Below are 17,398 nucleotides of genomic sequence, written 5' to 3'. Positions count from 1 at the left end.
GCATCAACTCTATTTTTTATCCTACAATTACTTGTTGCAAATCTTCCCATTGCCAGTATTGATTTGCTATTTTTTGAATATCCTCTGCCGTAACGACGCGCAATCGTTGGATATAGTTGGAATAAAATTCAACATCTAGTCCTTCCAGTACCATCAATCGCACACGATCAGCAATTTCAAAAGGTGTATTGAGTGACCCCGCAAACTCTCCTGCTAAGTAGTTTTTGACGGTTTCAAGCTCATTTTCGGGGACAAGCTCGGTCTGCAATCGGTGAATTTCTTTTTGGATTTCGTCCAAGGTCGCTTGGGCAAATTCTTTTTTGACATCCGTTCCAATCGCCCAATAACCCGCTTGGCGCATCGGCACGATACTCGACGAAATGCCGTAGGTAAAGCCTTTTTCTTCCCGAATGTTACGCATCAATCGCGAACCAAAATAGCCTCCCAAAATTTCGTTGGCTACAATCATTCGGTAAAAATCAGGGTGTTGACGTTTGAACAACATCCGCCCTACCCTTACCGACGACTGTACAGCGTCTGCTTTCTCGACCCACAACGGTTCGGTTTGCGAAACGATTTCGAGCGACTTATTCACTTCGAGCGAAGGCACCACCAAATGTTGCCCCAAATATTGGTTGACCAAAGCCACCTCAGCGTCACCTACCTGTCCAGAAAGGAATACGCGAAAAGGACGCGCTTTGATGCGATTCGTATAAAAATTTTGTAAATCAGCTACCGAAAGGGCTGTTATCGACTTTTCATTTTGGCTTTTTCCGTACGGGTGCGTCGCGCCAAACAAGCGTTCTTTGAAGGTAGTTGTGGCTACGTACGCATTCTTTTCGAGGTTGATACGCAGGTTTTGAAGGCTGATATTGCGCAAATCATTGAACTCCTTTTCGGGATAAGTTGCCTCGTGGATAAGTTCCGACACCATTTCGAGAATTGCCCCGAGGTGTTTGGTGAGGCCATACACCATGATATTGGCGCGGTCGGGCGTGTGGCTCAAATCAACAAAAGCCCCAATTTGGTCAAAATGCTCGCTAATTTGGGCAGATGTCCGTTTTTGAGTACCTTCTGTTAACATTTTTACTCCAAAAAACGACGCCCCATCGACGTCTTCGTGCCACGTTCCTGCCTCAAACAGCACTTCTATTCTCACAACGGGTTGCTCGCCCACGTTGGCCACAAATAGCGGCTGACCGTTGTCGAGCATAACGCTCTGATGAGATGGAAACTGTACTGTCTGAATAGTGCGGAAAGCGGGCGGTATCGTTCTATCTAATTGCATATTGGTTGGAGTTCAAATGAGGATTGTAAAATTACGGACTGTTTTGGTTTGATAGGTATTTTTAAGTAAATCGCAGCGCGCCACAATTTGTTCCCTGTTCAACCCCATTCGATTATGTTAAACTTTCTACTGGCTGTTGTCTTTACGGTGTCTTTGTATCTCATCATGCGGGCGTTTCCCAAGTACAAAGTTCAACCTTTTCACGCGGTATTTTTCAATTATTATTCGTGCGTGTTGATGGGGCTGATGCTCATGCCCAACCGTCAGCAGTATTTTTCTACCGACTGGGGCTCTACGCCAACCCTACTTACGCTGGCACTGGGGGCGATGTTTGTCGTGGTTTTTGCCCTTATTGGCATCACCACCACCAAAGTGGGCGTCACGGCGGCTTCGCTGGCAGGAAACATGTCGTTGGTGATTCCTGTGTTGTTCGGGTTATTTGTCTTCAACAACAACAACAAAGACTTTACTTTTCTCAACTACCTTGGTTTGCTGCTCGCGCTTGTGGCGTTGGCCTTGAGTACGTTGAAAAAAAATGGCAACGCCGAATCGGTCAAAACGGGGGCCGTGTTATTCTTACCTGTCATTCTCTTTTTTGCCAGTGGCACTAACAATACCCTTATCAATTATACCAGCTCTACTTTTTATCAGCCCAGCGAATCATCGCTCTTTACGGCCATTGCCTGCACGGGCGCTATTCTGATTGGGAACGGTTACTTGCTGATTCGAGTGTTGTTTTTTGGGGAAAAGGTGCAGTGGCAAAGCGTCGTCGGAGGGTTGATTTTGGGCTTTCCCAACTTTCTGTCTTTTTATTTTTTACTCGGAGCATTGAGTGATTTTGGCAACAGCGCGGCCTTTGTTTTTCCAATTTACAACGTTTTAAGTATGCTAACATCGGCTTTTATGGCGTGGCTTTTGTTCAAAGAAACCCTCGAACCGCTCAATAAAGTAGGTTTGGCCATCGCCGTATTGGCCATTTTCTTAATTTCTTACCAAGAAGTGATGAGTATCTTCTAACAATTCATCAAGCACAATCCCAAAAAGTATCCATTTTAATTTCGTTCTACGAACAATCTAGCCCAAAAGTTCGTTTTTAAAAAGCAACCATTAACTCAAACTCACAAATGGCAACGATTAAATCTTTGTTTCTCATGCTATTATCGCTTCTTTCGGGCATTTTTGCCAACAAAAAAGAAATTCAAACCAACACCGCCAACGTTAAACCCGTTGCTTCTGTCTATGACTACAAAATGAAGGTGTTGACTGGGGCTGACGAAATTTCGTTGAGCAAGTACAAAGGCAAGAAAATTGTATTGCTCAATGTCGCCTCTAAATGTGGTTATACGCCTCAGTATGCCGACTGGCAAAAATTCCACGAGCAATACGGCGATAAAGTAGTGGTTTTGGGCTTTCCTGCCAACAATTTTGGCGCTCAAGAAGCGGGTTCAAACGATGAAATCGCTACTTTTTGCCAAAAGAACTACGGCGTAACGTTCCAAATGTTCTCAAAAATCGACGTGGTAGGCGAAAATCAACATCCACTTTACAAGTGGCTTTCGGATAAATCGCTCAACGGTTGGAATGACAAAGTTCCTACTTGGAATTTCTGCAAGTATGTAGTGGATGAAAACGGAAAATTGACGCATTTCTTTGCCTCAAAAATCAAACCTACCGACGAAGAATTCAAAAAAGCCGTAGGCATCTAATCGGAATGTCGAAAGGCGAATAAACGAATTACGATTTTTTTACAGCGGTTGAGTGCAGCTTACCTTAGGTGGCTGCGCTCAACCGTTTTTTGTTAACGAGGTTTTGAGAAACCTCGGCGTGGGTTATAGTAACCCACGTCACCGATGTGAACAACCCACGTCACTGATGTGAATAACCCACCCACCGATAAAAATGTTATAATATACTTTTTATGGCAATAATAAAGTCAATTTAACTTCAAAAAAGCGTTATTTTATAAATATATCTTAAAAGAGGGCGATATTAAAACAATTTTTCAAATTTTGTTTCTTTATAACTCACCGCATCGACGATTCGATTTCTTTCACAATGCAACACTTTCTTTCTGTACACGACGCAACCAACATTGATACCCTTGTAAATGAAGGGCTTCAACTTAAAAAATCACCTTTTGCCCACAAACACCTCGGCGAAAACAAGACCATTGGTTTGCTGTTTTTTAACCAAAGTCTTCGCACCCGCCTGAGTACGCAGCGCGCCGCTCAAAACCTTGGGATGAACACCATGGTGATGACCGTAGGGCAAGATAGCTGGGGCTTGGAATTGGAAGAGGGCGTAATCATGGACGGTGGAAATGCCGAACACGTGAAAGAAGCCGCGGCCGTGATGGGCAAATATTGCGATATTTTGGCCGTTCGGGCGTTTGCAGGGCTGCAAGACCGCGAGAAAGACTATGCAGAGTTAGTAATGACGCAGTTCAAAAAATACGCAGGAGTCCCTATCGTCAACCTTGAGTCGGCGACGCGCCACCCGCTTCAATCTTTGGCCGATTGCATTACAATCGAAGAATACAAAACCACGGCACGCCCCAAAGTAGTGCTCACGTGGGCACCTCACTTTAAGTCACTTCCGCAAGCGGTGGCCAACTCGTTTTGCGAATGGATGACCCGCCGAGACGTGGAGTTTGTGGTAACTCACCCCGAAGGTTACGAATTGAATCCCGACTATTTGAACAACGCCAAAGTGGTCTATAACCAAGACGAGGCGTTTGCGGGAGCCGATTTTATTTACGCCAAAAACTGGTCCTCGTACGAGCAATACGGCAAGGTGCTCACCAAAGACCCGTCGTGGATGATTACCCAACAAAAAATGGACTTGACCAACAAAGGCAAGTTTATGCACTGCTTGCCCGTTCGTCGCAACGTCAAAGTAACCGACGAGGTGATTGACGGCCCACAGTCTATCGTGGTCGAACAGGCGGGAAACCGCCTCTGGTCAGCCCAAGCGGTATTGAAGCAGATTTTAGAAACGCTATAACACTATCTTTCAATAAGTTACAACAAAAGCCTTTTGGTGAAATGGATTCATCGAAAGGCTTTTGTTATTGTTGGCAAAAAAGTTTTGAAGATTTTTTTTGTTCCCGTGTAACCTTTGCCCCCTCCTCTAGTAATCTCTTCATGAAAACCCAAACAGCGCATGACCGACGAACAGGCTATGTATGCGGTGAGTCAAGGAGATTTGGACAAAGCGGCCATTTTGTACGAACGCTACAAAAAATCGCTCCTTAATTTCTTTCTCTACCGCCAAAACGACCGCGAAAACGCCCGTGATCTTACCCAACAGGTATTTTTACGGATGCTACGCTATCGGCATACCTACCGCGAAGGTGCGTCGTTTAGGACTTGGATTTTGGAAATTGCGCGCAATGTGTTCTTTGATTACCTCAAAAAAAATCCAACCCATACAGACCTTACTGAAATTGCAGACATCGGCGATAGCTACGACGAAACCGAAGAACAACATCAGTTTTTGCACCGTGCACTGGCTCAGTTGCCTGACCAATACCGCGAAGTGCTTTTGCTGAGTCGGTTCCAAAACATGAGTTACGAAGAAATCGGCCAAAGTTTGGGGTTATCAGTACCAAACGTAAAAGTGCGGGTCTTCCGAGCCATGCAAAAGCTCCGAGACTTATACATGAATGTCAGTAATCAATAAACAAATGTTGGATTTGAGAATCCAACTCCACAAACGCACAGACGCAGGATTTGAGAATCCTGCTCCACACGTGACTCAGGATTCTCAAATCCTGAGATGGGGTTTCTCAAAACCCCGATAACGAGTAAAATAAAAGTAAACAACAAAAGTTGGATTTGAGAATCCAACTCCACAGACGCACAGACGCAGGATTTGAGAATCCTGCTCCACACGTGACTCAGGATTCTCAAATCCTGAGATGGGGTTTCTCAAAACCCCGACAACGAGTAAAATAAAAGTAAACAACAAAAGTTGGATTTGAGAATCCAACTCCACAGACGGAGAATCCAACTCCACAAAGCAACAACATGCTAAACGAACAAATCATAACCGACTATTTGCTGGGGCTTTTATCCGAAGCCGAGCGGGTTGTATTTGAACAACGCTTGGCCGTTGACCCGCTTTTGCGAAAAGAAGTGGAAGAGCTGCAAGCAGTTTGGCAAGCACTGCAACGCACCGAAGCCGATACGGATAAAGACATGGACGATGCGTTTTACAAAGCCCTGCAAGGCGAAAAAATGCTCGAACGTACAGTAATTGCCTTTAAACCCACTCCGTGGAAAAGTTATTTACGGTATGCGGCAGCGGTCGCAGGGCTAGGGCTTACGTTTTGGGTAGGTCGCCAAACCGCCCCCGTCGAAATTCAGTACCGCACTGTGGCCGTACAAACGCCGTCGGAGGTTCCACAAAAGACAAAAGCAGAACCTCAAACTTCTACCGAACTCCCGATGGAGTTGGCCAACGTCTCAAAATCATCGAATCCCAACATGATGCAAGAAATTGCGTCGCTTCGGAAAGAGATGAAAATGACGCAGGAGTTGGTTATTTTGGGATTATTGAAAGACCATTCGGCCTCTGAACGCCTCAAAGGCATCAACTACGCCGCCGCGCTCAACGACCCCAAACCCTCCGTGATTCAAGCGCTTATCAACACCTTGCGGGACGACGAAAGTCTGAACGTTCGCTTATCGACCATCGAAACATTGGAACGGTTTAAACCTACCGACGAGGTCAAAAAAGTACTGGTAAGTCAACTTACCCAAACCAGTGAGCCTACCGAACAAACAACCTTAATCGAAACCTTAGTGCGCATGAGGGTTCGTGAAAGTTTGCCTGTCTTTGATAAATTACAAAAAGACACCAACGTGGATGAATCGGTAAGGGCACTAGCCAAAAGCAGCATGAATGAGCTTACCATGCTTACCGAGTAAACCGACAATTAACACATTATCAACTCTTTTCATTAACACATTTATGTACAATCCCATGAAAACAGCCTCTTTTTTCATAGCCCTTTTCGTCGTTGCAACCACCGTAGTAGCGCAAGACGCCAAAGTATTCAAGACCAAGTTTAGCGGCCCAGGCAAAAGCCTCGTCATGAACATCGATGCCAAACAACTCGATATGGAAGGCTACAACGGCGATGAGGTCATCATTGAAGCCAAAGATGTTCCTTCTGTACCCAAAGACGCCGAAGGACTCCGCCCTTTGTCGGCCACAGGAGTTGACAATACCAACATTGGGCTATCAGTCAACGCCAATGGCAACACGCTTACCATCACCACCGTGATGAAAGGTAAAACGATGTACAAAATTCGGGTGCCAAAAGAATTGGGTATTACGGTCAAAAAACGCCATTCGTGCTCTTGTAACGAAAACGGAATGAGTATATCTGGCATGGAAGGCCCGCTCGAAATCAACACCAATTACGAAGCTATTACGCTCACCGACGTATCGGGCCCTATTGTGGCCAATTCGCAGCAAGGAAAAATCAAGGTAATTTTTAACGATAAAATGCCCGATAAACCTTCGTCGATTGTCACGTATGGCAATGATGTGGACGTAACCGTTCCTGATAAAGCCAAGGTTTTATTCAGTATTTCATCGGCCAACGGCAATATGTTTACTGACCTTGATTTGAAATCTTACACGACACCGACCAAAACCGAAGGTTCGGTAGAAGAAAAACGCGCGTTGGATGCTGTCATTGCCCAGCGAGATGCTGACCGTGACCGTACCGTAACTGTAAACGGATATGCATCTTCTTCGGGCTGGGGGCAGTCTAGGACTTTTTCTGGCTCAGCGGCGAGTGCTTCCGCACCTGCTCCAAGTAGCGTCTATGTATGGGATGGCAATGAATGGAATGCGAATAGCATTATCTCAACCAATGGCTTGTCTTATGCGTGGCTTGACAGCGACAAATCATTCCCAAAATACGTACTAAACGAGCCACAAACCAAAATCATGCTTCGCACTACGCAGGGCAATGTTTATTTGAGAAAGAAAAAGTAAGCCCTAGCATTGAGGCTGGCCGAAAAAGCCAGCCTCAATGCTAAAACAGCCATCCCACCTTGTTAAAATAATACCATAAAAACGCGTGAAGCATTTAGTCCTCTTCGTATTTCTGGCCGTTTCGTTGAATGTAGTTGCTCAAACGGAATCTTTACTGGGCAAAAAATCTCCTGAACTGACATTTGAAACTATCGTCAATTTTGAGAAAACCAAAGCGACCCTCAACGACTTCAGTGGCAAACTTATCATCCTTGATTTTTGGGCAACTTGGTGCGGGCCTTGCATTCAATCGTTTCCAGAATTAGAAAAACTTCAAGCCAAATTCCGCAACGACCTTCAGATCATTACCATTACGGACGACCCCGAAATGCGGATAAAACGTTTTTTGGAAAAACGAAAAACAACCCTTCCCGTTGTGATTGATGAAAAAAGAGCGTTGGCAAAAATTTTCCCCCACCGCACCATTCCTCACACGGTAGTCATTGATAAGTCGGGGATTGTACGAGCCATCACGACCTCTTCCGAAGTATCAGAAGAATTGATTAAGAACATTCTTGCTGGCAACGCAGTGAGTGTAAGGGAGAAAAAAGATGTCATTGATTTTGACCCTTCTTTGCCACTTTCTGGCAATGGCGACTTTACGTATCAGCTCACCATGACGCCTTTCAAAGAAGGTTTTCCCTCCTTCTCGAATTCACTCGGGGGAAGCCCCTATGAAGGTCGCCGAATTGTGGCGGTCAACGTTTCTGCCAAAACATTGTTTGAAATCGCTCACCAGTTTCCGCCAGGCATCCGAACAGCGCTGGAAGTAGCTGACCCTTCAAAGTTTTCGTGGGACAATAAGCAAAACATTGTCTGCTTTGACTTAATCGTACCCGAAAAGCTTGGCGACAAACGGTTTGAGCTAATGAAGCAACAATTGGAAATCTATTTTGGGTATCAAGCGTCTATTGAGGAAAGGGTTCGTCCAGTTAAAGTTCTTCAGAAAATCAAAGATACTGGTGCTAATCTCATTGAATCGAAAGCAGGAACTCAGCCCTCCTCAAGTTACAGTGGAAAAGGATTATCCATGAAAGCGTCGGGCGTGGCGACCCTTGCCGATTTTTTGGAAAGTCAGATTAATAAACCCGTTATCGACGAAACAGGTCTGGGAAGCTTGTACGATTTGGACATTCCTTGGTACAATGAAAATCCCAAACAGATTCATCAAGAATTAAGGAAAATAGGATTGCAGCTAGTTGAGGCCGAGCGAAAAATAAAAGTGCTGGTCATCAAAGACCAATAGCCTCACAAACTTCAATGGGCTGGCCTTATCGACCAGCCCATTTTTTTATAAATCAATAAACGGCAGGTTTTCATCAAGCAGCACTCGCAAGGGCAGACGTATCATGAGAAGTAAAATTACGTTTAGCAAAATCTAGCACTGCCTGTATTTGTTCTTCTGAGATATAATCAAAGTCAGACAAAAAGGCGTGATACGAATCTCCATGATGCAAATAATCAAACAAGTTTTTGACGGGGACTCGCGTTCCCCTAAATACAGGTGTTCCTCCCAAAATTTCAGGGTCTGACACAATAGCTTCTTCCAAAGTCATGATAATGGATGTTTTTCCTAACCAAAAATACTTTTTTTTCGCTACAAAATAAAATCTCTTTTGCCTCCTGTTTTGGCAATAAGGCGGGTTTCTTTGATGATAATGTGCTGGCTCATGGCTTTACACATGTCATAAATAGTCAGCGCAGCTACGCTTGCTCCAGTCAACGCTTCCATTTCAATGCCAGTTTTCCCCGTCACGCTGGCGGTACATTCAATCACGACCTCGCGGGCTTCGTTGACCGATATTTCTACTTGACAGTTTTCGAGCCCCAACGGATGGCAAAGCGGAATTAGCTCGCCCGTGCGCTTGGCCGCCATCACTCCTGCAATAATCGCGGTCTGAAAAACGGGGCCTTTTTTGGTATTAATTTCGTCGTTTTGGAGCAAATCCATGATTTCATCGCCCAATACCACAATAGTCCGCGCTTTGGCGACGCGTTTCGTGACTGCTTTTTCCGACACATCAACCATGCTGGGATTTCCGTCGGCATTCAAATGAGTAAGAGACATTCCCTTCTTGTTTTTATATGCAAAGTAACAGGGTTTGATTCTCTTTTTAACCACATAAACCACTTAGTTTTTTATGATTCCTATTGTGAAAACTTCTAGGTTCCCTATGTGGTTATCTAAGAAAGTCTAAACACGTCGATTTCCTAATTTTTATCATTGTATTGTCTGCGCTCATTGACTACCATTGTACCTTTGTCATGGGTCTTTGAACAAAGAACGACTGAATGCTATGTATGAACCAATAAAGAGCTTGTTGTGGGAGATTTTAACCACCCACCTCACCACTGCCGAGTCGGAATGGCTCGAAAAACAGGGCGTCGCTCACCCGCTCGAATTGATGACCGCTTTTGTGGCCGCCCCGCGGTTTTTGTCCAAACGATTCGTTCAACCCAGTCCCGAACAAGCCGCTGAGCTTGACAACCTCATTGAAGGTTTCTCGGTAGAAGGCTGGAGTTTTGTACGCCTCAGCCGCGTGTGGTTGTTGAGTTGCTTGGATGCTTCCAACCAAGAAGCGTATTGCCGCCACATCGAAACCCTCTTTGATACGGCCGAAATGAACGAGTTGGTGGCGCTTTATTCGGCGTTGCCTCTTCTGGCCTACCCCGAACAATGGCTGTTTAGGGCGACCGATGCCGTTCGTTCCAACATGGGCGTGGTTTATGAAGCCATTGCTTTGGGTAACCCCTATCCGTACCATCATTTTTCCGAATTGGCGTGGAATCAATTGGTTTTGAAGGGAATTTTCAACGACAAACCGCTCCACCTGATTTATGGGTTGGAAGAGCGTAGCAACGAAAAACTCGTACTCACGCTTTCTGATTTCGCACACGAACGCTGGGCCGCAGGACGGTGGGTAGCGCCTCAAGTATGGCGACTGACTTCCAAGTTTTTGAACGAAACGTTGTTGGAAGATATGAAACATTTGTTTCAGTCAGACGTTGAATACGACCAACAAGCCGCCGCCTTGGCTTGTTTTCATTCTAACTATGAGCCCGCTTTGCAATTATTGGCGAGTTATCCACATTTAGAAAAAGTTGTTAACAATCACCACATTACGTGGACTAATCTTGAATTTTCCGACCTGAATACCTATGTGTCAAAACCATAAAGAACTTGAACAAAACCCCTCTCATTTTGAAGAGTCAGAGGAGGTAGTCGCCCACACTGACTTGAGTTGGGAATCGCACCGCGACCTGATTCGGGGAATGCGCTTTTTTGACCCGCACATCCACATGGTATCCCGCACCACCGACGACTACGAGGCCATGCGCGACGCAGGCATCGTGGCGCTGATTGAGCCCGCGTTTTGGGTAGGGCAGCCGCGCACAGGACTTTCCACCTTCAAAGACTATTTTAGCAGCTTAGTCGGCTGGGAGCGCTTTCGTTCGTCTCAGTTTGGCATTAAACATTACTGCACGATTGGCCTCAACTCCCGCGAAGCCAACAACGAGCCTTTGGCCGAGCAGGTGATGGAAATATTGCCGCTATACCTGTACAAAGAAGGGGTAGTAGGCGTGGGAGAAATTGGGTTTGACGACCAAACCGCTGTCGAGGAAAAATACTACCGTATGCAGTTGGAGTTGGCAAAAAAGGCGCAGTTGCCCGTCCAAATTCACACCCCGCACCGCGACAAAAAGCGCGGCACCGAGCGCAGCATGGCCATCGCATTGGAGCACGGCATCGACCCGTCGTGGGTGATTGTGGACCACAACAACGAAGAGACGGTAAAAAGTGTACTCGACCAAGGTTTTTGGGCGGCGTTTACGATTTACCCTTTCACCAAAATGAGCAACGAACGCATGGTAAAAATCGTGGAGCAATACGGCCCCGAACGCATCATGGTCAACTCCGCCGCCGATTGGGGGATTTCTGACCCGTTAGCGATTCCAAAAACGGCCGTTTTGATGAAACTCAACGGCATTTCGGACGAAGCTATTCGGTTGGTTACGTACCAAAATGCCATCGACGCCTTTGCCAAAAGTGGTCAAATCGACGTCAGTGATTTTGAAAATGGCCTGACCGTTGACCAAAGCCAGAAATTTAATGGCAATACCATTTTGCGCGGCGGCCAAGAACCTGGCGCAAAAAAAACAAATACGCTTATCATCAAGTAACGTGAGTAGCCTCAAACCCTATTTTCAACTCGCTCGTCCTGCCAACATTGTGACAGCAATCGCCGATATTTTGGCAGGGATGACCATTGCCCAGTTCGTTTTTGAACCCGCTCCCAACAGCGCCTATTGGCTCATTCCAGCCACGATAGGTTTGTACGGCGGCGGCGTGGTGATGAACGATGTCTTTGACGCCCAACTCGACGCCATCGAGCGCCCCGAACGACCCATCCCAAGCGGTAAAGTATCAGTACAAGCTGCCGCCATTTTGGGGGTTAGCTTACTACTTTTAGGCGTGTTGGCCGCTGCGCAGTTTAGCATTTTAAGCGCCGAAATTGCCTTTACAGTGGCTATTTTGGCCGTCGTTTACGACCGTTTTGCCAAACATAGTGCCTTTTGGGGGCCACTCACCATGGGGCTTTGTCGGGGAGGAAATTTGCTCCTCGGTATGAGTGCCGTTGAGCCTTCTTTGTCGGAATGGGGCTGGGTGGCGTTGGTGCCTATTGCCTACATCGGAGCCATTACACTCATTAGTCAGGACGAAGTTCACGGAGGGAAACGGCGCTCGTTGTACATCGCCGCCTCCTTATATACTACTGTCCATGCGGTGCAATTTCTGGTGGCACTTCAACAAGGAAATGCGCCATTGGCATTCCTTCTCATTGCTCTTCATGCGTGGTTGGTAGGGCGTCCGTTATGGATAGCCATACAAAATCCTATTGGTCCAAACATCGGTAAAGCGGTAAAATCTGGCGTTTTATCGCTTATTGTGATGGATGCGTCTTGGTGCGTAGTATTTGGGAACTGGCCTCTAGCCCTTGGTGTTCTGCTACTACTTCCGTTATCCATACGATTGGCCCGTATTTTTGCGGTGACTTAGCGAGTTTAAACTTATGCAAATCTTACAACAAACGTTTCAGGTACCTTATACCTATTCTATTTTTTTCACCAAACGGCTATTCGACGTTGCCAACGATACGTTGCGTTCGTTCTTTGGCTCGTTTAGCCAAGCTGGCTTTCAACGTAAAGTATTGATAGCCATTGATGGAGGTTTTCTAGCCCATCATCCACAACTTCAAGAAGAGATTAACCATTATTTTTCATCCCTTGAAGACCTAGTGAAACTTGTGCCTCAACTCGTTGTTTTACCTGGCGGAGAAGCGGCCAAAAACGACCCCGCCTTGTTCGACGAACTAGTAGAAGCCATTGATAATTACGGCATTGACCGTCATTCGTTTGTCATTGGCATCGGTGGAGGAGCCATTTTAGATTTAGTCGGATACGCCGCTGCTGTATCGCACCGTGGCGTGAAACACATTCGGATTCCGACGACGGTATTGTCTCAAAATGATTCGGGCGTAGGGGTAAAAAATGGCATCAACTACCGTGGAAAGAAAAACTTTTTGGGGACGTTTGCTCCGCCCGTAGCGGTATTTAACGACTTGACATTTCTTCAAACCCTCGACGACCGCGACTGGCGGGGGGGCATTGCAGAGGCCATCAAAGTTGCGCTCATCAAAGACCAATCATTTTTTGAGTGGATTGAAGTCAACGCCGAAGCCCTTGCCCAGCGCAACGAAGAGGTGATGGCTTACTTGATTCATCGTTGCGCCGAAATGCACGTTGAACACATTCGCAGCGGCGACCCCTTTGAGTTTGGCTCATCACGGCCTCTGGATTTTGGCCACTGGGCGGCTCACAAACTCGAATACCTCACTGATTTTCAAGTGCGCCACGGCGAAGCGGTCGCCATTGGCATTGCCCTCGACTGCGTATATTCGGTCAAAGTAGGGAAGCTCACCGACGCCGAATTGCAGCGTATTCTAACGGTTATCCAAAAATTAGGTTTTGACCTTTACCACCCCAAACTCGCCGAAAACGATAAAATCAACCTTCGCAACGGCCTGCAAGAATTTAGAGAACACTTGGGCGGCCGCCTGACCATCATGCTCCTCGACCGCATAGGAAAGGGCGTTGAAGTCCACGAAATGGACGCCAACCTCATTGCTGAGTCAGTGGATTATTTGGAAGGGCATTATGCGAATTTGATGGTCGGTTAAAAAACGTTTATACCCATGAAAACTCCCTACGGACACCTCACTTATTGTAGCAATATTCACCCTGGCGAACGATGGGAGGATCATTTTAAAACCCTGCGCGACAACCTGCCGTACATCCAATCGCAGCTTTCACCCAATGCTCCTTTTGCGTTGGGACTTCGCCTTGCCAACGACGCGTCTGTCGAGTTGGCTGAGCCCGAAAAATTGGCTGAATTTAAGGCATGGTTGAGCGCCAATAATATCTACGTTTTTACCATGAACGGCTTCCCGTACGGCGGGTTTCATGCGACCCGCGTGAAAGACGATGTGCACACGCCCGACTGGACCACCGACGACCGCACGGCTTATACGCAGCGTTTGTTTGGGATTTTGGCCCAGTTACTCCCCGAAGGAATGGAAGGCGGAATTTCTACTTCTCCGCTTTCGTACCGCTATTGGTGGGAAACCGAAGAAGATAAACAACAAGCCATCAAAACGGCGACCGAAAATATTTTGCAGGTGGTCGAAACGCTGATGGAATTGTGGAAATCGACAGGCAAACTGATGCACCTTGACATTGAGCCTGAGCCCGACGGGATTTTGGAAAATGGACAGGAGTTTATCGAGTGGTACAGTGAGTATTTTTTACCAAAAGGCACTGCTTTCTTGGTCGAAAAATACGGTCTTGCGCCCGAAGCTGCCCAAGAAACCTTGTTAACGCACGTACAACTTTGCTACGATGTTTGCCACTTTGCGGTCAGTTACGAAGAGCCACAAGTCATTGTTGACCAACTCAAAGAGGTAGGAATCCGAGTCGGAAAAATTCAGATTAGTTCGGCCGTAAAAATGACATTGAACAACCAACGTGCCGAAAAATTAGACGCCATTCGAAGCTTCGACGAACCCGTATATTTGCACCAAGTCGTAGCCAAAACCGAAGAAGGCACGTTCCAGAAATTCCCTGATTTGGCCGAAGCCCTCCAAGCCGACGCAAGTACCCACAACGAATGGCGGATTCATTTCCACGTGCCGCTGTTTATTGATTCGTACGGCTTACTTGACTCAACACAGGCTGAAATTGTGAAGACGCTCAATGTACATAAGGCTACGCCATTTACCCAACACCTTGAAGTCGAAACTTATACCTGGGGCGTGTTGCCTACCGATATGCAAAAACCCATCGGCGAGTCTATCGTCCGAGAAATGCAATGGGTACAAGAACAACTTGTTTGAAATGTCGAGTGCAAAGTGCAGAATGTCGAATCAGAAGGTTTTTTATTTGACATTCTGACTTCGACATTCACTACTTAGGATAAGTGGGTTGTAAGCAACCCTCAACACGCTTATTCGACATTCTGCATTCTAAATTCGACACTTTTAAAATAATGAATAAAACCGTTGTCATAGATATTGTTGGCCTAAGTGCCAATTTGATTGGAGAGCATACTCCTTTTTTGAGTGAGTACGTTAAATCACGCCACACAACGCCGATTAAGCCCGTGCTGCCTGCCGTAACGACCACTTCGCAGAGTTGTTATGTAACGGGTAAATGGCCATCGGAACACGGGATTGTGGCCAACGGCTGGTACGACCGCGACGATGCAGAAATGAAGTTTTGGAAGCAATCCAACAAGTTGGTGAAGGCCGAAAAAATCTGGGATGCCGCCAAACGTCAAGATGCGTCGTTTACCTGTTCCAAGATGTTTTGGTGGTACAACATGTACTCCACCGCCGACTTTTCGGTCACGCCCCGCCCCCAATACCACGCCGACGGGGTGAAAGCACCCGATTGTTACGCCTACCCTGCGTCGTTGCGCGACGAACTTCAGCAAGATTTGGGACAATTTCCGTTGTTTAATTTTTGGGGTCCCAATGCCAATATCAAATCAACGAAGTGGATTGCGGATGCTTCGCTGTGGGTTGACCGCAAACACGACCCTACGCTGACGCTCATTTACTTACCGCATTTGGATTATTGTCTGCAAAAATTCGGCCCTGATTTTTCAAAGATCAGTAAAGAACTCAATGAAATCGACCAAGTGGTGGCCGATTTGGTACGGCATTACGAAGCCAAAAATACCCGCATTATTTTACTTTCCGAATACGGCATTAATCCCGTTCACCGTCCTGTTCATATCAATCGTATTTTGCGCGAGGAAGGGTTGATTTCAGTGCGTACGGAGCGTTGGTACGAGCTTTTGGACGCGGGAGCTTCGAAAGCATTTGCCGCTGCCGACCACCAAATTGCCCACATTTATATCAACGACCCTGCCGTAAAAGCGCAGGTAAAAAAGTGCCTCGAACAAACCGAAGGAATTGAGCTTGTACTGGACGACGAAGGTAAAAAAGCGCACCACATCGACCACGAGCGGGCGGGCGACTTGGTCGCAGTAGCCAAGCCCGACAGTTGGTTTACCTACTACTATTGGTTCGACGACGCCAAAGCGCCCGATTACGCGCATTTGGTTGACATCCACCGCAAACCAGGCTACGACCCCGTTGAGATGTTTATGGACCCCAAAAATCCGTTTATCAAACTTCGAGCGGGCTATAAATTAGCGCGTAAGCTCCTCGGTTTCCGTTATTTAATGGACGTTATTCCGCTGGATGCTACGCTCATCAAAGGTTCACACGGGGGTATCAGTGCACCCCGCGAATTTTATCCCATTTGTATTACAGACGCTCCCCTCACGCAGTCCGAACTCCAAGCTACGGATGTGTATGACGTGATTTGGGGGCATTTGTTTGAGAAAGCATAAGTTGTTTTTTTATCCGAGAAAAATTAGCTATCATTTCTTCTTTCTCGGATAAAAAACCTCATTGGGAAAACTAGCCTGAACAGGTATCATGTAAACAGTCAGCGTCCATTTACCTCTATTATTCCCCCTAAACACTCGATCAATTTTGGCGTGATGGTATCCCAAACTTTTGATTGTTACTGCCCTTAGTTTCTCCGCCAAGCTAATTTTTACCATTCCCAACGAATCCGTCACATACCTTCCCATAGCCTCGCCAACTTTATGTTTATTTAACCAAATAAACGCACTCGGCATTGGCCTATTATCCTGAGCATCTTTTACATACACGACGAGACTATCCTTTTCCGTGGGAGTATATCTAGCCTCGTACCCTCTTTCTCCAAAGAGTTTTTCTTGGGCATTTGCGCTACTGCACAAGAAGAAAAGAAGATAAATGAAGATGCGTTTTTTCATTGGTTAATTCTTAGCCGTAGGATCCAACGAGACTTACAAAGCTATCTGATAAATATAACTACTATTTCCACAATTTCTTATGAAGAATTTCCATCTAACACTACTACTCTTGGGGCTACTAATCATCCATAGCTGCCAACCCAAAGAAGACGCCTTACCCGCTCCTACGACCGAGGGGCTCAATACTTTTGGTTGTAAAATCAACGGAAAAGTATGGATTGCAGACGGCATTCGGAACGACCAAGGCCCCGCCGCCAAGGCCATCGAGGTAGAGTTTAAGCGGTTGAGCGCCACTACTTTTTATCTGTTTATCCATACCAATGCCAGTACCAAAGACCGCGTTCAGCTAACGCTGCCCAAAGGTGTCGTGGGTACTAATCTATTGGAAGATTTGTACGACAAACCTTTCGGGATTTATTACGACAACAATTTCAAGCTTTTCAAGACAAAATCATCCAATCCTGGACAAGTCGTCATCTCTCGATTGGACACCGTGAACCGAATCGTCTCAGGCAGATTTGCGTTTGATGCCGAATTCGTTGTTTCCAAAGAAACCGTAAAAGTTACCGAAGGACGCTTTGATGTTAAGTATGAGTGATTGGTAATATAAGTTATCTTTACACGCGTTT

Annotated in this window: 18 protein-coding genes; 14 read left to right on the top strand and 4 right to left on the bottom strand. The window is 46.3% G+C overall.

Annotated features, from left to right (window positions below):
- Positions 1–16: 16 nt before the first annotated feature.
- The gene (locus tag FHS57_RS24720; protein ID WP_183978382.1) at positions 17–1,288 is read right to left on the bottom strand and encodes a M16 family metallopeptidase; all 1,272 of its coding nucleotides are present in this window, start codon (positions 1,286–1,288) and stop codon (positions 17–19) included.
- Between the two features lie 114 nt (positions 1,289–1,402).
- On the opposite strand from FHS57_RS24720, the gene FHS57_RS24715 reads away from it, so the two are divergent.
- From FHS57_RS24715 to FHS57_RS24685, 7 genes are all read left to right on the top strand, one after another.
- Positions 1,403–2,305: a hypothetical protein gene (locus FHS57_RS24715; RefSeq protein ID WP_183978380.1), complete on the top strand. Its 903-nt coding sequence runs from the start codon at positions 1,403–1,405 to the stop codon at positions 2,303–2,305.
- Positions 2,306–2,412: 107 nt separating this feature from the next.
- On the top strand, positions 2,413–2,994 hold the full coding sequence (locus tag FHS57_RS24710) for a glutathione peroxidase (RefSeq protein WP_183978378.1): 582 nt from the start codon (positions 2,413–2,415) through the stop codon (positions 2,992–2,994).
- A gap of 349 nt (positions 2,995–3,343) precedes the next feature.
- Positions 3,344–4,291: an N-acetylornithine carbamoyltransferase gene (locus FHS57_RS24705; protein WP_183978376.1), complete on the top strand. Its 948-nt coding sequence runs from the start codon at positions 3,344–3,346 to the stop codon at positions 4,289–4,291.
- A 159-nt stretch (positions 4,292–4,450) separates the two neighbouring features.
- On the top strand, positions 4,451–4,969 hold the full coding sequence (locus tag FHS57_RS24700; RefSeq protein ID WP_183978374.1) for an RNA polymerase sigma factor: 519 nt from the start codon (positions 4,451–4,453) through the stop codon (positions 4,967–4,969).
- A gap of 347 nt (positions 4,970–5,316) precedes the next feature.
- Positions 5,317–6,219 carry a HEAT repeat domain-containing protein gene (locus FHS57_RS24695; RefSeq protein WP_183978373.1) on the top strand — a complete coding sequence of 301 codons (903 nt, stop codon included), beginning with the start codon at positions 5,317–5,319 and terminating at the stop codon, positions 6,217–6,219.
- 55 nt (positions 6,220–6,274) lie between these two features.
- Positions 6,275–7,300 (top strand): hypothetical protein, encoded by a 1,026-nt coding sequence (locus FHS57_RS24690; protein ID WP_183978372.1) that lies wholly within the window; start codon positions 6,275–6,277, stop codon positions 7,298–7,300.
- Between the two features lie 85 nt (positions 7,301–7,385).
- Positions 7,386–8,585, top strand: a complete 1,200-nt coding sequence (locus FHS57_RS24685) for a redoxin domain-containing protein (RefSeq protein WP_183978370.1) — start codon at positions 7,386–7,388, stop codon at positions 8,583–8,585.
- 73 nt (positions 8,586–8,658) lie between these two features.
- Here the strand turns inward: FHS57_RS24685 and FHS57_RS24680 are convergent, their stop codons facing one another.
- Both FHS57_RS24680 and moaC read right to left on the bottom strand, forming a co-directional pair.
- Positions 8,659–8,895, bottom strand: a complete 237-nt coding sequence (locus tag FHS57_RS24680) for a DUF433 domain-containing protein (protein ID WP_183978367.1) — start codon at positions 8,893–8,895, stop codon at positions 8,659–8,661.
- A gap of 41 nt (positions 8,896–8,936) precedes the next feature.
- Entirely contained in the window at positions 8,937–9,407 is a 471-nt protein-coding gene (moaC, locus tag FHS57_RS24675; protein ID WP_183978365.1) for a cyclic pyranopterin monophosphate synthase MoaC, read from the bottom strand.
- A 229-nt stretch (positions 9,408–9,636) separates the two neighbouring features.
- Between moaC and FHS57_RS24670 the strand changes: the two genes are divergently transcribed.
- The 6 genes from FHS57_RS24670 to FHS57_RS24645 all read left to right on the top strand — a co-directional run bounded on the left by FHS57_RS24670 (position 9,637) and on the right by FHS57_RS24645 (position 16,316).
- Positions 9,637–10,515 carry an EboA domain-containing protein gene (locus tag FHS57_RS24670; RefSeq protein WP_183978363.1) on the top strand — a complete coding sequence of 293 codons (879 nt, stop codon included), beginning with the start codon at positions 9,637–9,639 and terminating at the stop codon, positions 10,513–10,515.
- On the top strand, positions 10,499–11,521 hold the full coding sequence (locus FHS57_RS24665) for a TatD family hydrolase (protein WP_183978361.1): 1,023 nt from the start codon (positions 10,499–10,501) through the stop codon (positions 11,519–11,521). The genes FHS57_RS24670 and FHS57_RS24665 overlap by 17 nt, the downstream gene beginning before the upstream one ends.
- Positions 11,451–12,398: a UbiA-like protein EboC gene (gene eboC, locus FHS57_RS24660; RefSeq protein ID WP_221225724.1), complete on the top strand. Its 948-nt coding sequence runs from the start codon at positions 11,451–11,453 to the stop codon at positions 12,396–12,398. The genes FHS57_RS24665 and eboC overlap by 71 nt, the downstream gene beginning before the upstream one ends.
- Before the next feature lie 13 nt (positions 12,399–12,411).
- Positions 12,412–13,578: a 3-dehydroquinate synthase gene (locus tag FHS57_RS24655; protein WP_183978359.1), complete on the top strand. Its 1,167-nt coding sequence runs from the start codon at positions 12,412–12,414 to the stop codon at positions 13,576–13,578.
- A 15-nt stretch (positions 13,579–13,593) separates the two neighbouring features.
- Positions 13,594–14,790, top strand: coding sequence for a metabolite traffic protein EboE (eboE, locus tag FHS57_RS24650; protein WP_183978358.1), 1,197 nt, complete (start codon positions 13,594–13,596; stop codon positions 14,788–14,790).
- Positions 14,791–14,942: 152 nt separating this feature from the next.
- Complete coding sequence (locus tag FHS57_RS24645) at positions 14,943–16,316, top strand: alkaline phosphatase family protein (RefSeq protein WP_183978357.1); 1,374 nt, start codon at positions 14,943–14,945, stop codon at positions 16,314–16,316.
- Between the two features lie 30 nt (positions 16,317–16,346).
- On the opposite strand, the gene FHS57_RS24640 is transcribed toward FHS57_RS24645, so the two are convergent.
- Positions 16,347–16,769 carry a hypothetical protein gene (locus tag FHS57_RS24640; RefSeq protein WP_183978356.1) on the bottom strand — a complete coding sequence of 141 codons (423 nt, stop codon included), beginning with the start codon at positions 16,767–16,769 and terminating at the stop codon, positions 16,347–16,349.
- Between the two features lie 79 nt (positions 16,770–16,848).
- On the opposite strand from FHS57_RS24640, the gene FHS57_RS24635 reads away from it, so the two are divergent.
- Positions 16,849–17,367, top strand: a complete 519-nt coding sequence (locus tag FHS57_RS24635; protein WP_183978355.1) for a Riean_0653 family protein — start codon at positions 16,849–16,851, stop codon at positions 17,365–17,367.
- Positions 17,368–17,398 lie beyond the last annotated feature (31 nt).

Source organism: Runella defluvii, assembly GCF_014195535.1.
Classification (GTDB): Bacteria; Bacteroidota; Bacteroidia; order Cytophagales; family Spirosomataceae; genus Runella; species Runella defluvii.
The sequence above is the reverse complement of the archived record's forward strand: the minus strand, read 5'-3'. Positions and strand labels throughout refer to the sequence as shown.

Excerpts from the sequence above, each read along its gene's own strand:
- FHS57_RS24690 (WP_183978372.1), top strand. The coding sequence starts at position 6,275 with ATGAAAACAGCCTCTTTTTTCATAGCCCTTTTCGTCGTTGCAACCACC.
- FHS57_RS24670 (WP_183978363.1), top strand. The coding sequence starts at position 9,637 with ATGTATGAACCAATAAAGAGCTTGTTGTGGGAGATTTTAACCACCCAC.
- FHS57_RS24655 (WP_183978359.1), top strand. The coding sequence starts at position 12,412 with ATGCAAATCTTACAACAAACGTTTCAGGTACCTTATACCTATTCTATT.
- FHS57_RS24665 (WP_183978361.1), top strand. The coding sequence starts at position 10,499 with ATGTGTCAAAACCATAAAGAACTTGAACAAAACCCCTCTCATTTTGAA.
- moaC (WP_183978365.1), bottom strand. The coding sequence starts at position 9,407 with ATGTCTCTTACTCATTTGAATGCCGACGGAAATCCCAGCATGGTTGAT.
- FHS57_RS24715 (WP_183978380.1), top strand. The coding sequence starts at position 1,403 with ATGTTAAACTTTCTACTGGCTGTTGTCTTTACGGTGTCTTTGTATCTC.
- FHS57_RS24635 (WP_183978355.1), top strand. The coding sequence starts at position 16,849 with ATGAAGAATTTCCATCTAACACTACTACTCTTGGGGCTACTAATCATC.
- FHS57_RS24680 (WP_183978367.1), bottom strand. The coding sequence starts at position 8,895 with ATGACTTTGGAAGAAGCTATTGTGTCAGACCCTGAAATTTTGGGAGGA.
- eboC (WP_221225724.1), top strand. The coding sequence starts at position 11,451 with ATGGCAATACCATTTTGCGCGGCGGCCAAGAACCTGGCGCAAAAAAAA.
- FHS57_RS24720 (WP_183978382.1), bottom strand. The coding sequence starts at position 1,288 with ATGCAATTAGATAGAACGATACCGCCCGCTTTCCGCACTATTCAGACA.
- FHS57_RS24640 (WP_183978356.1), bottom strand. The coding sequence starts at position 16,769 with ATGAAAAAACGCATCTTCATTTATCTTCTTTTCTTCTTGTGCAGTAGC.
- FHS57_RS24645 (WP_183978357.1), top strand. The coding sequence starts at position 14,943 with ATGAATAAAACCGTTGTCATAGATATTGTTGGCCTAAGTGCCAATTTG.
- FHS57_RS24695 (WP_183978373.1), top strand. The coding sequence starts at position 5,317 with ATGCTAAACGAACAAATCATAACCGACTATTTGCTGGGGCTTTTATCC.
- eboE (WP_183978358.1), top strand. The coding sequence starts at position 13,594 with ATGAAAACTCCCTACGGACACCTCACTTATTGTAGCAATATTCACCCT.
- FHS57_RS24710 (WP_183978378.1), top strand. The coding sequence starts at position 2,413 with ATGGCAACGATTAAATCTTTGTTTCTCATGCTATTATCGCTTCTTTCG.
- FHS57_RS24705 (WP_183978376.1), top strand. The coding sequence starts at position 3,344 with ATGCAACACTTTCTTTCTGTACACGACGCAACCAACATTGATACCCTT.
- FHS57_RS24700 (WP_183978374.1), top strand. The coding sequence starts at position 4,451 with ATGACCGACGAACAGGCTATGTATGCGGTGAGTCAAGGAGATTTGGAC.